This window comes from Streptomyces sp. NPDC026589, from assembly GCF_040638385.1.
Classification (GTDB): domain Bacteria; phylum Actinomycetota; class Actinomycetes; order Streptomycetales; family Streptomycetaceae; genus Streptomyces.
The window spans coordinates 20,680-37,279 of the sequence record NZ_JBEZYG010000005.1; the positions used below are offsets into that span (position 1 = coordinate 20,680).

Here is a 16,600-nt window from a genome sequence, read left to right on the forward strand (position 1 = left end):
CGCCATGGCGCAGAGTATTTCCGCTCCGCCGAGGTCGGCTGCGGCCCCGGGAGGAAGGGAGTGAAGCCTGTGGCGCCCGAAGCTTGGAGTGCTTGGTGTGAACCCCGTGACCGGTGGGCAGGGCTTGACGGGCTTGGCAGGCGCATGAGTGGCTCGTGATCCGGAGAGAGGGGGCGTTGCCCGGGGTCCGAACGGCATCTACCGAGGGTCCGGTGCGCGGCCGACATTGCTGCCGAGTGCGTCTCCGAAAGGTCATGAATGAAGCACTTCCGGCTGCTCGTGGTGGGTAACGGTCTGTCTGCGTACGGCAGTTACCTGAACATGGTGGCGCTGAACGTTTTTGTCTACGACGTCACCGGCAGCGCCCTGGCCGCCGGGCTCTTCATGGCCGTACGGCTGGGGACGAGTGTGGCGTCGGGCTTCGTGAGCGGGCGTCTGGTATCGGCTTACGATCGGAAGCGCCTGATCATCGCTGCGGACCTCGGTCAGGCCGTGGCGCTGCTGGCCCTGCTCCTGGCACCGGAAACCGACCGGCTTCCGGTGCTGTACGGCCTCGCCGTGGTCACCGGATTCTGTTCCACGCTCTCCCAAGTGGCCCTGCGGAGCAGCATTCCGGAGATCGTGGGGCCCGAGCGCCGGGCCCAGGCCAACGGCCTTCTGGTGACGGGCCGTTCGCTGGCGATGATTGCCGGATTCTCCTCGGCGGGTGTCGTGGTGGCACAACTGGGCTACACGGCGGCCTTCCTGCTGGACGCGTGCACCTTCCTGGCGTCCGCCACCATCCTCATGCTGCTGCCGATCCGCACGAGGGCTTCGGCGGGGAAGGACGCGGACACCGAGGAGAGCGAGGAGGGAGCCGGACGGCGGTCCCTCAGGCTGCTGTGGGCCACGGCGCCGGTCCTGATGGCGATGATCGCCCTGCGGGCCGTGGACGGCCTGGGCTCCTCCTCACACAACGTCGCGCTGCCCGTCTACTCCAGCATCCTCGACCCCGAGCACCCGGCCACCTTCATCAGCCAGTTCTGGGCGACCTGGGCGGTCGGCACGATCCTCGCCCAGCAGGTCCTGGCGCGGTACACCCACCGGAGCGGCCGCACTCCGGGGGAGCGGGCCTTCGCGATCGGCGCCTGTGTCATGTCGGCGGCGTTCATCGTCGTGTTCACCGGTCTGCCGACCGGGCTGACCCTCGCGACGGCACTCGCCGCCGGGGCGGCGGACGGCCTCACCGAAGTCGTCTACGTGTCACGCCTCCAGACGGTCCCCGACGCGGAGCAGGGACGGATCTTCGGGCTCTCGGCCTCGATCGAGAACGCCGGGTTCGGGCTGGGCATGCTGGTCAGCGGTTTCCTCCTGGACTCCTACTCCCCGCTCCAGGTGGTCGCCTCCCTGCACGGCCTCGCCATGGCCGGATGCCTCGCCCTGCTGGCGTACCTCGTACTGCGCCGCCCCTCCGCCGAGCCGGACGCCCGGGTACGACCACCCGGCGGTGGCGTCTTACGCGAGGAGCGAGGCTGATGGGTACCGGCGGACCCGACCCGCGCCTCGCCGTGATCGGGATGGCCTTCCGGCTCCCCGGCGCAGACACGCCGGAAGACCTGTGGCGCGTCATCCGCAACGGAGAGCGGCGCTTCACCCGGTTCAGCCGGGAGGAGCTGAAGGCCGCGGGCGTGTCAGAGGAGCTGTACCGGCGCGACGACTTCATCGGAACGTCGGCCGTCCTGGACGACATCTCCGGTTTCGACGCCCGGCACTTCGGGATGAGCGCCCGCGAGGCACGTCTCACCGACCCCCAGCACCGTCTGTTCCTGGAGTGCGCGCAGCACGCGCTGGAGAACGCCGGCTACCCCGACGAGCGGGACGGAAAGCGGATCGGGGTCTACGCCAGCACCGGCTACCACCTGTACAACATGCAGTCCTACCTGCTCAACAACGTGCTGCCGAACGAGGACATCGGCGATTGGCTGGCCGGCATGCAGGTGATGATCGGCAACTCCGCCGACTTCAACGCGACCCGGGTCGCCTACCGACTCGGCCTCACCGGCCCCGCCGTCAATGTGCAGACGGCCTGCTCCAGTTCGCTGGTGGGTGTGCAACTCGCCGCCAGCTCCCTGCTGCTCGACGAATGCGATATCGCACTGGTGGGCGCCGGTGCCCTCCACGTCCCGCAAGTCCTCGGCTACCACCACGTGAAGGGGTCGATCCTCTCCAGGACCGGCGATCTGCGGGCGTTCGACGCGGCGGCGAACGGCACCGTCGGAGGCACCGGTGTCCTGGCCGTCGTACTCAAACGGCTGTCCCGCGCGCTCGCGGACGGAGACACCGTCCACGGTGTCATCCGGGGCTGGGGTGTGGGCAACGACGGTTCCGGCAAGAAGACGTACGCGGCTCCCAGCGCGCGAGGCCAGCAGAACGCCGTACGCCGGGCCCTGGACCACGCGGGCGTCAGCGCGGACACCATCGGGTATCTGGAGACCCACGGCACGGGGACCCTCAAGGGCGACCCCATCGAGCTGGAAGGAGCGCGGGCGGCATACCGCCAGGACACGGACCGCACCGGATACTGCGCCCTCGGGGCCGTCAAGAGCAACATCGGCCATCTCGACGTGGCGTCCGGCCTGGCCGGTCTCGTCAAAGCGCTGCTGGTGCTCAAGCACGGGGTGATTCCGCCGATCGCCGGCTTCTCCGAGCCCAATCCGCTGCTCGAACTGGAGACCGGTCCGTTCTACGTTCCCCGCTCCCTGCGGCCGTGGCCCGATACCGGCACCCCCCGGCGGGCAGGTGTCACGTCGCTCGGCATCGGCGGTACCAACGTCCACCTCGTCCTGGAGGAAGCCCCCGAGCCCGCCCCGCGCACCGCCGTCACAGCCCCGCCCGACGTGCTCCTGGTCTCCGCGACGAGCGGAGAAGCCCTGGCCGACAACGTACGGTCCCTGCGCGATGTGCTCCGCAGACGGACCGCTCTGCCCCTGGCGGATCTCGTCACGACCGCCGCCCTCGGGCGCTCGCACGGCCGCCACCGCATCGCGGTCCGGGGAAGTACACCGGCCCGGCTGGCGGATGCCCTCGACACCTGGCTCTCCCGCTCCGATCCGCCGACTTCCCCCGGCGGCCTCGTCCCACCGCGCGACGCGGTCACCAGGGTGGTGTTCCAGTTCACCGGCCAGGGGTCCCTGCGTCCCGGAGCGGCGGCGGACCTGTACGAACGGTTTCCTGTCGTACGTGAGGTGCTCGACGCCTGCGAGGCACAGCACCGCCGCCGCACCGGCGAATCGATACTGCCGCGCCTCCTCACCGAGGAGGCCGACGCCCCCGGGGCCGTCTGGCCGACAGCGACGGCGCAGCCGGCGCTCTTCGCCCTGCAGTGCGCCCTGGTTCGGCTCTGGGACGAGGCGGACGTCCGCCCCTGGGCCGTGACGGGCCACAGCGTCGGAGAGTACGCCGCGCTCTTCGCTGCCGGGGCCCTGTCGCTGGCCGACGGCCTCGAACTCATCACGATCCGGGGCCGGCTGATGCGGGACCACTGTAAACCGGGCGCCATGGTGGCCGTGGCACTGGAGCGGGAGGCCGCGGCGGAGCTGGCCGCCTCGCACCCCGGCCTGGAGCCGGCCGTGGCCAACGGACAGTACTCCCAGGTCCTGGCCGGTCCCGACGCGGTGGTGAACCAGGTGTGCGCCGTGCTCGACGACCGGGGCATCCCGTACGAACGCCTTCCGGTGGACCGCGCCTTCCACACCGCCGCCATGGAACCGATGCTCGACGCGCTCGGGGACGTCCTGGCGAGGACCGCCCTCACGCCCGTACGGACCCGCTTCATCAGCTCGCTCGACGGCCGGACCCACGAACCCGGCTGGACGCCCGCCCCGGACCACTTCGTGCGCCATGCCCGTGAGCCCGTCCGCTACGACGCGGCGCTGCGTTCCGTCGCCGGCGAACGGCCCGACGTGCTCCTGGAGATCGGCTCGCACACCACGCTCAGCGGTCTGGCCCGCCGCTCCCTGCCGACGGTGCGGGCTCTCCCTTCGCTGCATCACGGCACCGGACTCACAGCGCTCTTCGGTGCGGCCGCGGCACTGCACTGCGCGGGAGCGGATGTCCGCTGGGAGACATTCCTGGCAGGCACCGCAGGGCGGCGTGTCCCGCTGCCCGGATATCGCTTCCAGCACCGCCCCTACTGGGTCGGGGACCCTCCCAGGCCCCCCGAACCCCTGTCCCCGGCAAGAGAGGAACGCACTGTGACGGCAGAGACTATGGAGACCAGGTACCTCCTGGAGGGCATCCTCGGGGTGCTGTCCCGGGCCTTCGGCGAGGATCTGACCTCGATTTCGGCCGACACCCCGTTCTTCGACCTCGGTGGGGACTCGCTCCTCATGATCAATGTGCTGCGGGAGATAGAGCAGGAACACCGGGTCAAAGTCACGATGCGAGAGCTGTTCGACGAGACGGGAACCCCTCGGCTGCTCGCCGAGCTCGTCGCGGGTCGGCTGCCCCGTGAGCACGGGACCTTCCCGCGGCACGCCAACGCGCCGGTGCCCGCCCCGGAACCCCACGCGGTGGAACCCGCGGCCGCCCGGCCGTCGGCCCCGGCACCCCGGTGGCCGGCAGGTCCGGCCCCTGACCTGCCCCCGCAGGACACCGGCTTCGTCACCCGCCAGGAGTACATGGAGCTGGCCAAGCGGGTCCAGGAGCTGTCCCGGATCCAGCTCCAGATGCTCACCCAGCTCTCCCAGCTGCTCGCCCTGCAGACCGGTGCCCCCGCGGCACCCACGGCCGACGACCGGGTGGTCCGGTGAACGAGCAGCAGGAGATAACGGCCTCCCTCGACCGGGACCTGACCGCGATGGCCGGACTCGCCGACCGCATCACCGAGCGGATGAACGCCCGGCAAGCTGCGACCGGCCGCGGGACGGGACAGCCTCGGGTGCACGGGCCGCGGGTCGAGGTCGCCCCCGATGCCGGCATGGTGGACGCCACCTCCCCCCACTCCCAGCAGGAGCATCTCGACGACCTCGTACGCCGGTACACGGCACGGACAGCGGCCTCCAGACGGCTCGCCCAGCGCCACCGGCGCAGGCTCGCGGACAGCAGGGCGGTCGTCGGGTTCCGCAGGACGACCAAGGAGATGCTGTATCCGGTGGCGGCCCGTCGCGCCGAGGGAGCACGGATCGAGGACATCGACGGCAACAGCTACACCGACATCACCATGGGCTTCGGTGTGCTCCTCTTCGGCCACGAGCCGGACTTCGTCCGGGAGGCCGTACGTGAACACCTCTCCCGAGGCATCCGGCTCGGCCCCCGCAGCGTCGAGACGGGACAAGCAGCCGAGCTGTTGTGCGTACTGACCGGCATGGAACGGGTGGCGTTCGCCAACTCGGGTACCGAGGCCAACGCCGCGGCGATCCGTCTCGCCCGTGCCGCCACCGGCCGCGACCGGATCGTCACCTTCCAGGGCTCCTACCACGGCCACGCCGACCAGGTCCTGGGCCGGCAGGCCGGACAGGGGGAGACCGTGCCCGTCTCCCGGGGCATCCCCCGCAGCGCCGTCTCCGAGCTGACGGTCTGCGAGTACGGCAGCGAGGCGGCTCTGCATGCGATCGAACGGGACGCGCAACGGATCGCCCTGGTCATCGTCGAGCCGGTGCAGAGCAGGCACCCCTCGCTCCAGCCGGTCGAATTCATCCGCAGACTGAGAGAGCTGACGACACGTCACGGCATCGTGCTGATGTTCGACGAGATGCTGACGGGGTTCCGCCCGGCCCTCCGTGGGGCGCAGGATCTCTACGGTGTCACCCCGGACCTCGCCACCTACGGCAAGCTCCTCGGCGGCGGATTCCCCATCGGCGCCGTCGCGGGCCGCTCCGACATCATGGACGGGATCGACGGCGGCTACTGGAGCTACGGGGACGACAGCGGCCCCACCGCCGACACCACCTTCTTCGGGGGCACCTACCTGCAGCACCCCGTGTCGATGACGGCGGCCCACGCCGTACTCACCCACCTCCAGGAGCACAGCCCTCGCCTGCAGGAACGGCTCAACGACCGGACGACCCAACTGGCCACCGGACTCAACGAGTTCTTCGAGGCCGAGGAATTCCCCGTCCGGGTGGGCTGGTTCGGGTCCCAGTTCCGCTTCGAGCACCGCGCCGACATGGAACTCCTCTACCACCACCTTATGTTGCGCGGCGTGCACGTATGGGAGTGGCGCAACTTCTTCCTCTCCACGGCGCACACCGACGGTGACATCGAGCATGTGGCCGAGGCCGTACGGGGGTCGCTGAGGGAGCTGCGGCAGGCCGGGTTCTTCCGCCCGGCCCCGGGCCCGTCCCGGCGGCCCGGCCACAGCCGGCCCGCTCCTACGCAGGCGTCGGCTCCCGCTCCCACGCAGGCGTCGGCTCCCGCCCCCGCGCAGGCGTCGGCTCCCGCCTCTACGCAGGCGTCGGCTCCCGCCTCCACGGCGCTCACACCGGCACGACGCGCGGACTTCAGCCTCTACTTCTTCGGTGACTACCCGCAGGACGGGCCCGGACCGCAGGAGGGCCGCTACGAACTGCTCATGGAAGCGGCCCGGTTCGCCGACCGGCACGGGTTCGAGGCGCTGTGGATGCCCGAGCGGCACTTCAACTCGTTCGGCGGCCTCTTCCCCAACCCCGCCGTCCTGGCGGCGGCCCTGGCCCGGGAGACCCGGCGCATCCGCCTCAATGCCGGGTCGGTCGTCATGCCCCTCCACGACCCGATCCGGGTGGCGGAGGAGTGGTCCATGGCCGACAACCTCTCCGGCGGGCGCATCGGTCTCGGCGTGGCGAGCGGCTGGAACGCCGACGACTTCGTCTTCTTCCCCGAGCGCTTCGGGCGGCACAGACAGGAGATGTACGACGGCCTGGAAGAGGTACGGAGTCTCTGGCGGGGTGAGGCACTGCGCCGGACCACCGGGGACGGCGAGCGCGAGATCCGGCTCCACCCCCGCCCCGTACAGGCGATGCCGCCGCTCTACACCGCGGTTGTGGCCAACCCGGAATCGTACGAACGGGCCGCCGAGCACGACCTCGGCATCGTGACCAACCTGATGACCCAGGACATCGGCCAACTCCGGGAAAACATCGCCCGCTACCGCCGGGCCCGGGCACGCCACGGCCTCGACCCGGACGCCGGGCGGGTCGCCGTCCTGCTGCACACCTACCTCGGCGAGGACCACGACACCGCCCGCACCGATGCCTTCGAGCCGATGGCCCGCTACATGCGTGCCTCCCTTTCCCTGTTCAGCGGCGTCACCAACAGCCTCGGTGTCACCACCGACATGAAGTCGCTCAGCGAGGACGACCTGGACGTGGTCTTCCGGCGGGCCTACGGCCGGTACTGCGACCAGCGTGCCCTGATCGGCGATGTGGACTCCGTCCTGCCCGTGGCCGACGCGGTGGCCGACGCGGGCGCGGACGAGATCGTCGCACTGGTCGACTTCGGCATCGGCGCGGACCAGCTGCGCGCCGGTCTGCCCCGGCTGGACGCCCTCCGCCGCCGGCACAGGGATCGGCAACCCTTCTCCGCGCCGGGAGCGCCCCTCTCACCGGGCCAGGAGCGCATCTGGTTCCTGGAACGCCTGCTCCCCGGGCGCACCGCCTACAACGAGGTGAAGGCGATCCGTCTGCGCGGCTCCCTCGACACCGAGGCGCTGCGCAACGCCTTACGACGGCTCGTCGCCCGCCACGAAGGGCTGCGCACCGTCTTCAGGGCAGCCGGCGACTCGGCGGTCCAGCTGGTACGGGACTCCTCCGAGCCCGGCTTCGCCGTGGTGGACGGCACCCTCGGGGCCGAGAGTGCGGTGCGCGAAGCACTGGCACAGGAGAGCACCCGCCGCTTCGACCTGGAGAACGGACCGTTGTTCGTCACCCGGATCGTCCGGATCGCCGACGACGAGCACGTCCTGGTCCTGTCCTTCCACCACATCGTGGTCGACGCGGCCTCGGCGACCGTCCTGTGCCGGGACCTCTCCGCCTTCTACCGCTCGGAGCTCGACGGCACGGAGGCCGCTCTGCCCGAACTGAACTGGAGCTATGCCGAGCACGCGCGCGAGCAGCGCGCCGCGGCGGACGGCCCGCGTGCCGAGCGGGACGTGGCGTACTGGCGGAGCGTGCTCGGCGGTGACCTCCCGGTCCTCGACCTGCCCACCGACCGGCCCCGTCCGGCCGAGATGACCTCCGAGGGCCGCGCGGTCTTCCGCTCCCTCGATCCAGCCCTGAGCGACCGGCTCAGACAGCTGAGCCGCGGTCACCGCGCCACGCTGTTCATGACCCTGGTGACCGGCTGGGCGGCCATGCTGCAACGGGCCACGGGGCAGGAGGACATCGTCATCGGCGTCCCCGTCTCCGACCGGCCCCGACGGGCCGAGGAGCTGATCGGCTTCTTCGTCAACACCGTGGCTCTGCGGGTCGACCTCACCGACGACCCCGGATTCACCACCCTGTTGGACCGGGTGCGTGCCGCGGCCCTCGACGCCTACGACCACGCGGCCACGCCGTTCGACGAGGTGGTGCGCGCCCTGGCTCCACCACGCGGGACGGACCGCACGCCGGTATTCCAGGTGCTCACCGAGTTCCAGTCGGACGAGCCGTTCCGTCTCGACCTCCCCGGTGTCGAGGCAGTGGCCCTGGACGCGGGCCCCGACAAGGCGCTGACCGACCTGACGGTGTACTTCACCGATCGGCCGGAGGGCATCCGCTGCCATCTGGAGTACAACGCGCAGCTGTTCGACCAGGTCAGCGTCGACCGGTTCTTCACGGTCTTCCGCGACCTGCTCACCGCCGCCGTCGAACGGCCGGGCACGCCGCTTTCCCTGATCGCACGGGTACCCGCCGAGGGCGACGAGGTCCCGGAGAGCTGGGGCAGAGGCCCCCTGCGTCCGGTGCTCGACACCACCGTCCACGACTGGGTGGCCCGGCAGGCGGCCGAGCACCCTGGCCGGACCGCTGTGGTGTGCGGAGACGTCGCGTTGACGTACCGGGAGCTGGACGAGGGAGCCGAACGGCTCGCGGCCGCGCTCACCGAGCTCGGGGCGGGCGAGGGCCGGGCACCCGTGATCGCGGTCTGGCTGCCCCGCGGTGCCGAGTTCGTCACCGCCCTGCTCGCCGTCGTGCGGAGCGGCTGCGCCTATGTGCCGCTCGACCCGTCGCTCGGCGCCGTCCGCGCCTCTCAGGTCATCGCCGAGAGCGGCGCCCGGCTGGTGATCAGCGCTCCGGACGAGGGTCGGGAGCTGCGACTGCCCGCGTCGGTGGGGGTCGTCGGACCGGACGCCGTACCGACCGGAGACACCGGACGCGGCACTCGTCCGACACCTGGCAGCGGCGTCTCGTCCCCGTTCGCCGTCATCTACACCTCGGGCAGCACCGGCACGCCGAAGGGGGCCGTGCTCACCCACCGTTCCGTCGTGGATCTCTGCCAGTGGCACCACGCGCGCTTCGGGCCGACCGGCGCATTCCGCGGCGCCGTCGTGTGCAGCCAGAGCTTCGACGCCTCCCTCATGGAGATCTGGCCGGTCCTGACGGCGGGCGGCACACTGGTGGTGGCCGACGACGAGATCCGCCGTGATCCGCTCGCCCTGGCCCGGTGGTTCGCCGACCGGGACATCACCTTCAGCATCATGCCGACGGCCCTGGGGGAGGAGGTGCTCCGGTTGCCCGCGGCCGATCAGCCTCCGCTGCGTCATCTGCTGGTAGGCGGCGAGATGCTCCGGAGCCGCCCGAGGCCCGAGGCGACCTACGAGACGTTGAACGTCTACGGTCCGACGGAGGCGACCGTGCTGTGTGTCGTCGACACGGTCCTGCCACCGGCCGACGACGCCGTCACGGACGATGGGGCGGACACCATCCCGATCGGCCGTCCCGTCGAGAACGTGACCGTGCGTGTCGTGGACACCTCGGACAAGCCGGTCCCCATCGGTGCGGTGGGGGAACTCCTGGTCGGCGGTCCCGGCATGGCCGAGGGCTATCTGCACCGGCCGGATCTCACCGAGGAGAGGTTCGCGACCTGTCGGGAGGACGGAGAGGATGCCCGCCGTTACCGCACGGGTGACCTGGTCCGGTGGACGGCGGACGGACGGCTGGTGTTCGTGGGCCGTACCGACGACCAGGTGAAGATCCGCGGATTCCGGGTGGAGCCGGAGGAAGTGGCGCAGGTGCTGGGCCGCCTCGACGGCGTCCGGCAGGCGGCAGTCATCAGCCGGCGCCGGACCAACGGCGAAGCGGTTCTCGCCGCTTATGTGGTGCCCACCGAGCCGGACTTGGGAGATACGGCGGAACAAGGGCTCCGTACGGATCGATGGGCCCGCGAGCTGAGCCGCCGTCTGCCGGAGTACATGGTGCCGCGCACCTGGCGCACTCTGGCCCGGCTGCCGTTGAACAGCAGCGGCAAGCTCGACCGGACGCTGCTCCCGCCGACCGCTCCCCTCGCCCCGGCGGCCATCGAAGAGGTTCACCAGCCCGAAGGCCCGTGGCCCGTGGCCGTTGACCTCACCTCTGTGGAGAAGGGGCTGCGTGACCTCTGGGCGGCAGAGCTCGACCTCACCGTTGCGGACGTCGACCCGGATGCCTCCCTCTTCGACCTGGGCGGGCATTCCCTGACCGCGATGAGGCTGGTCAACCGGATCCGGGAGATGTGGGGCGTCGAGTACCCGTTGACACGCCTGTACCAGCGGCCCACGCTCCGCGCCCTGACGGAGTTCGTGGACGAGGGCCGGTCGGGGCGGGTGGTCCGCCGTGGTCCGGCCACCGAACAGCAGACCCGCTTCGCCACCCTGCACTCCCGCCACGCCAGGCCGCAGGTCTTCAATGTGGCTCTGAGCATCACCTTCTCCGGCCGGCTGGAACCCGGAGCCCTGCACGAGGCACTGGAGAACCTGGTGCGGCGTCACGAGTCCCTGCGGACACGGCTGGTACGCGAGAGCTCCGGCACCTGGCGACAGGAGGTGCTCCAGTACCGGCCGCTCGACCTGCCCGTCGAGGACCTCACCCCGCAAGGGGAACCGGAACGGCAGGAACAGCTGCGCCGGCTCACCGAGCAGGCGACGGAGACCTCCCTCGACCCCTTCACGGGAGACGTCCTCTCCGCCCGTCTGGTGCGCACCGGTGCCGAGGCATGGGTGTTGCTGTTCGTGGCGCACCACTGCACGTGCGACGGGTGGGCCCTGACCACTCTGCTGAAGGAACTCGCCGCCCTCTACCGTACGGCTGCCACCGGAGCCGGGCACGGTCTGCCGCCCGCTCCACCCCAGCAGGTGGAGTACGCGCATTGGCAGGCCGCCCACCAGGAGACGACCGACCGGCGCCGTACCGACTACTGGCTCGAAGAGCTGTCCGACGCTCCCTTCGTTCTGGACCTGCCCCTGGACCGGCCGAGGCCGGACGCGCTGAGCGGCCGGGGCGGAGTCATCCGATTCACGGTACCCGCCGAGGTTCGGGCCGCTGTGGAACGGCTGGCAGCCCGGCGCTCGACCACACCCTTCGTGGTGGCGGCGGCCGCGCTCGGCCGACTGCTGACGACGAAGGCCGAACAGGACGACGTGGTGATGAACATTTCCTACGCAGGCCGGGAAAGCCGTGAGTTCGAGTCCCTGGTGGGCTGCACGGCCACGGGGTTCGCCCTGCGGGTCCGCGACGCGCGCTCCGGCTCCTTCGCCGAGCTGACGGACCGGGTCACGCGCACGGCCGTCCTGGGCATGGAACATGCCATGCCACCACGCCGGGTGGCCCCGGCGATGCGGCAGCGCAAGGGCATCCGCATACCGGACGGCCTGGCCATCGGCCTTGCCTACGAGAGTTCGCTGGACACCGGGATCGACATACCGGGACTCACCACCACGGTGGCGGAGATCGCGCCCTCCGCCTCCCGGTCGGAGTTCATCATGGTGCTGTCCCCGGCCGGCGACGTTCTGGAGGGAGCGGTGGAGTACTCGGCAGACCTGTGGGACGCGGCGACGGTCGAGGCGTGGTCGCGCGACTACGTGAGGCTGTTGCGGGAGGGATCGGAGGAGCCCCTCACCGACAAGGCGGGGTGACATCCGCACCTGAAAGGGCGTTCGGACGGGCCGGTATGCCGATGGCAGAACCGGACCGGCCCGGGATTCCAGGGGCGAATTTCCGTGACGCCCTTTTGGGGCCGATACGAGTTCCGTCCGGTCCATGATGCGGGAGCGGGCCCGCAGGGCTCCTGATTTCTCGGCGATGCTCCGTCCATCCGGAGAAGGGTCGGCTGACCAGGTGCGCGCATCGTTCGGGGACTTCGGTTGCCTCTGCTTCCGGCACCCTTCCGCTGTGCTTGTCGCAGTGACTTTCACGGATTGCCGGGCGCAGTCACGTCTTGGGCGATCCGTGCGATCCCTCCGGAAGAATCCCGGCGCGGTTTGGGCTTTCGTGATTCCTCCGGAGGATTCCGAGGGCCGTGCTGCCGCGTTCGCCGGGGTTTCCGCCGTGGTGTACCGGACCGAAGACGTCCGCTACTGCGCTTACCAGGATGCAAGGTGAACCGCAAGCGAACGGAGCGTGAACAGCGTTACACTTGGGGGTAGTTGGTGATCCTTCCCGGCATCCCGTCACCTGCTTAGACTCCCCTCAAATCAGGTGCGCTGCTCTGGGGGGAATCGCATGTCACGTACAGCACGTTCACATTCGATCGATGAGGGACAAGGGGCGGCCGCGCGCGGGGAGTTCGCCGGGCGGCGGCGCGCTCTCGTGTACCTCGCGTCGGGAGTGCTGATGGCCGGCCTGGCCACGGCCTGCGCCGACGGCGAGTCGGGTGCCGGTGGGAGCGGGCTGAGGGCGAGCGGCTCGACGACCGTCGCGCCGGTCGCCGCCGACGCGGCGGAGGCTCTCAAGGCGCAGGGTATGAACATCACCATCGCCACCCAGGGAGGATCCGCCGGCGGCATCTCCCAACTCGCGGCAGGGCAGATCGACATCGCGCTCAGCTCGAAGCCGGTCGCCGAAGAGGACCGGACCGCCCACCCCGAGACCGACTTCGTCACCACGCAGATCGGGTCCGACGCTGTCGGAGTCATCGTCACGAAGCCGGTCGCCGACGGCGGGGTCAAGAACCTCACGGCCGATCAGGTGCGGGGCCTCTTCGAGGGCAAGATCACCAACTGGTCCGAACTCGGTGGTCCGAAGCTCGATGTCTTCGTCTATGACAAGGAGCCCGGGCGCGGTACGCGCGAGGTCCTCGACAAGTATGTGTACGGGGACGAGAAGGCCCCGCCGCCGCCGGACTCGGACAACTTCGCGATCGTCGGCGGCAACCTGGAGACCCGCAACAAGCTGGAGTCCACCCCCGGGGCGGTCGGCCCCCTGTCCACCGGCTTCGTCGAGGGGCGGAACAAGCTCGCCGTCGTGACGCTGGACGGCATCGAAGCCAGCCCGGAGAACATCGCCTCGGGGAAGTACCCGATGAACAGGCCGTTGTACCTGATCACGAACGGCGAGCCGACGGGGGATGCCGAGAAGTTCATCGACTACCTGCTCTCCGACAAGGGGCAGTCTCTCCTGGAGCCTCACGGATACCTGTCGCTCCAGCAGATCGGGAAGTGATCGGTGGCGATCACAGAGGAGAGGCGACCGGCTGCAGAACCCGGGGCTGAGCCGCGTCCTCGGCGATCGGCCTGGGTGTGGGGATGGCTCTTCACCGGAGCGTTCTCCGTCGTCGCCGTCCTGCTGGCGCTCCTCGGCTACCTCGGTGAAGGTGTCGCGGGAGGTGACGTCGACTGGGCGGCGCTGCTCACCGAATCGTCGTGGAATCCCAGCGGTTCGGTCTTCGGCGGACTGGCGATGATCTACGGCTCGGCCGTCGTGTGTGTCATCGCGCTCGTCCTGGCGGTGCCCGTCGGCTGGGGAGCGGCTGTCGCGCTCTCGGAGTACCTGCCCCGACGTGCGGCTCACGCTCTGCGGATGAGTGTGGAGCTGCTGGCCGCCGTTCCCTCGATCGTGTACGGGCTGATCGGTATTCTGCTCATCCGGCCATTCGTCGGGGGCGTCGCCGATGTGCCGGGCGGGGACAGCCTGCTCGCCGCGGGCATGGTTCTGGCTGTCATGATCATGCCTACGATCGTGGCGGTGAGCGTGGACTCCCTGGCCGCGGTCCCCGACCGCGACCGTGAGGCAGCCTTCTCACTGGGGCTGACCCGCCGCGAAGTCATCCGCTCGGCGGTTCTGCCCAAGGCGCGGGCCGGTATGCGGGCGGCCGTACTGCTCGGCCTCGCGCGGGCACTCGGTGAGGCGATCGCCGTCTTCCTGGTGGTGGGAAGGGCCGACGGACGGCTTCCCGGCACGCTCGACCAACTGCTGAACTCGCTGGTACGCCCCGGCCAGACACTGACGACGAAGCTGGCAGGACCGGAGCCCGTTCTGGCGGGCACCTCCGGCACCTACTTCGCCTCACTGTGCGGTCTCGGGCTCATCCTCCTCGCCCTGGTGGCCATGGCGACGGTGTGGGGTAACCGGGGGGCGTCCCGGCCCGTGAGGGTCGCACGGTTCCGCGGCCGGCGGTCGGCCGGCCGGAGCCGTGTCCAGGTGGACCGGTTCGTCGCCGCCCTGCGGTTGAGCGCGCTCGCGCTTCCCGTGCTCCTGCTCCTGGGCATGTTCGCCGTGCTGGCGACACGCGGCAGCGCGGCCTTCAGCCTTTCGTTCTGGTTCACCTCCGCCACCGGCGCGGCCGGCGGGGGCGTCAGTGACCAGATCCTGGGCACGCTGCTGCTGGTCGTCACCTGCGGACTCATCGCGCTGCCCCTCGGGTTCGGCGCCGGGGTCCTGCTGGGCGTGCACGCCACCGCCCGCACGGCGCGGGTGCTCCAGACGCTGACGGTCGTCGTGGGAGGGACACCGACCATCCTTCTGGGCCTGGCCGGGTTCGTGATCTTCTGCAGTGCGATGGGCTGGGGGAGATCCTGGCTCGCCGGAGCCTTTGTCCTGGTTCCGGTCGTCGTACCCATGGTCGCGTTACCGACCTGCGCGCGTGTCAGGAGTCTGTCGCCCGAGATGACGGAGAGCGCGCTGTCCCTCGGGCTGACGCGTGCCCAGTACATCCGGTCCGTCGTCGTCCCGTACACCTGGCCCGCCACGCTGACCGGACTGCTGCTGGGGCTGGCGCGCGCGGCGGGGGAGACAGCGCCGCTGCTCTTCACCGCCACCGTCTTCTTCGGTGCGCCCGCGCTGCCCGGCGGCATCGTGGAATCGCCGGTACAGGCCCTGCCCACGCACATCTTCACCCTGTCCCAGGACTCCGGCGACCCCCAGGCCGTCGCACAGGCATGGGGGAGCGCCATGGTTCTGGTGCTCATCACCGCCGTAGTGCTGAGCCTGGCGGTCGCGTTGCGCAACCGTTTCGAAGGAGAACGATGGACCACGTAATCACCGTGCGGGAACTCCGGGTGCGGGATCGGAACAAGACTCTGGTCGGGCCGGTCTCCTTCGAGGTGGAACACGGCTCGACCACCGGCCTGTGCGGACCGTCGGGCGCCGGCAAATCCACGGTGCTGCGTGCTCTGGTCGACCTCCTTCCGGCCGGGCTCGCCAGAGAGGGCCGGATCGAAGTGGCCGGGCGCCCCGTCGTCTCGCGCAAGGGAGACGCGGACCTCAGGGCCAAGGTGGTCCTGGTTCCCCAGACGCCTGTCGTGTTCGGTGGCAGCATCCTGGACAACGCGCTGTTCGGGCTGCGCCATGTCATGCGTGCCCCCCGCCAGGTCCTGGGCGACCGCGCGGAGCAGGCGCTGAAGGAGGCGGGTCTGTGGAAGGAGGTCCGCGACCGGCTGGACGCTCCCGCTCAGACGCTGTCCGCCGGACAGCGCCAGCGCCTCTGCCTCGCGCGAGCGCTCGCCCTGGAGCCGACCGCACTGCTCCTCGACGAGCCCACCAGTGCCCTGGACGAACGGAGCAGGGACACGGTGGAGGAGTCGGTGGCCGCGCTGCGCGGGCGCCGTACCGTGCTCCTCGTGTCGCATGATCCCGCACAGGTCGACCGGCTCTGCGACCGTACGGTCCGGCTCGAACTGCCCGGTGCGGAGAGTCTCGTCGCCGTGCCCTCCTGACCCGTCCGGGGTGCACCGAGCCCTGCCCGTGCGGCTGTCCAGCGTCCTGTCGGCAGCCGCACGGCGCTCTCGGCTCAGCAGGGGCGCGTACGGCCGGAGTCGGCGGTCTCCTCGGCCAGTACCGACAACTGGGCCAGTTCGGCAGCCAGACCGGACAGCGTCTCCGGCTTCAGGCGGTAGTACGTCCATCTGCCGCACGGCTGGGTCTCGACCACACCCGCCTCACGCAGCACCTTCAAGTGATTGGACAAGTTCGTCTGCCGAGCCCCGGTCTCCTCCACCAGGTGACTCGTGCACAGGGACTCCCGGGCAAGCAGGGTGACGATACGCCAGCGCAAGGGGTCAGCCAGCGCTCGTAAAGTGTCACTGTCAACTGATGTCACCATGTGCTGATGTTCTCATGTCGATTGCCGCCGGGTCCACCGGTTCACGGGATCTCGAACGATTTCCGCACGGTGGCCTGATCGAAGTCCGAGGTCCGCACAGTCAGGGACAGATCCCAGGAGTATCCAGTTGATTAGATGAATATCTAGACAGTCGCTG

7 protein-coding genes are annotated in these 16,600 nt (G+C 70.2%); 6 read left to right on the forward strand and 1 reads right to left on the reverse strand.

The features are described 5' to 3' along the window. Window positions 1-258 precede the first annotated feature (258 nt). The 6 genes from AB0F29_RS10220 (at window position 259) to AB0F29_RS10245 (ending at window position 16,057) form a co-directional block, all read left to right on the forward strand. Window positions 259-1,515: an MFS transporter gene (locus AB0F29_RS10220; RefSeq protein ID WP_361869622.1), complete on the forward strand. Its 1,257-nt coding sequence runs from the start codon at window positions 259-261 to the stop codon at window positions 1,513-1,515. Further along, window positions 1,515-4,790 carry a beta-ketoacyl synthase N-terminal-like domain-containing protein gene (locus AB0F29_RS10225; protein WP_361869625.1) on the forward strand — a complete coding sequence of 1,092 codons (3,276 nt, stop codon included), beginning with the start codon at window positions 1,515-1,517 and terminating at the stop codon, window positions 4,788-4,790. The genes AB0F29_RS10220 and AB0F29_RS10225 overlap by 1 nt, the downstream gene beginning before the upstream one ends. Continuing rightward, a complete protein-coding gene (locus tag AB0F29_RS10230; protein WP_361869627.1) occupies window positions 4,787-12,040 on the forward strand; it encodes a MupA/Atu3671 family FMN-dependent luciferase-like monooxygenase in 7,254 nt (2,417 codons plus the stop codon). The genes AB0F29_RS10225 and AB0F29_RS10230 overlap by 4 nt, the downstream gene beginning before the upstream one ends. A gap of 697 nt (window positions 12,041-12,737) precedes the next feature. Further along, window positions 12,738-13,565 carry a phosphate ABC transporter substrate-binding protein gene (locus AB0F29_RS10235; protein WP_361869630.1) on the forward strand — a complete coding sequence of 276 codons (828 nt, stop codon included), beginning with the start codon at window positions 12,738-12,740 and terminating at the stop codon, window positions 13,563-13,565. A gap of 75 nt (window positions 13,566-13,640) precedes the next feature. Next, window positions 13,641-15,380: a phosphate ABC transporter permease subunit PstC gene (pstC, locus tag AB0F29_RS10240; protein ID WP_361869633.1), complete on the forward strand. Its 1,740-nt coding sequence runs from the start codon at window positions 13,641-13,643 to the stop codon at window positions 15,378-15,380. Beyond that, window positions 15,368-16,057 carry an ATP-binding cassette domain-containing protein gene (locus AB0F29_RS10245; protein ID WP_361869636.1) on the forward strand — a complete coding sequence of 230 codons (690 nt, stop codon included), beginning with the start codon at window positions 15,368-15,370 and terminating at the stop codon, window positions 16,055-16,057. Before pstC ends, AB0F29_RS10245 begins: the two co-directional genes overlap by 13 nt. Before the next feature lie 74 nt (window positions 16,058-16,131). Here AB0F29_RS10245 and AB0F29_RS10250 read toward each other — a convergent pair whose 3' ends face one another. Next, on the reverse strand, window positions 16,132-16,443 hold the full coding sequence (locus tag AB0F29_RS10250) for a metalloregulator ArsR/SmtB family transcription factor (protein WP_361869639.1): 312 nt from the start codon (window positions 16,441-16,443) through the stop codon (window positions 16,132-16,134). Window positions 16,444-16,600: the final 157 nt, after the last annotated feature.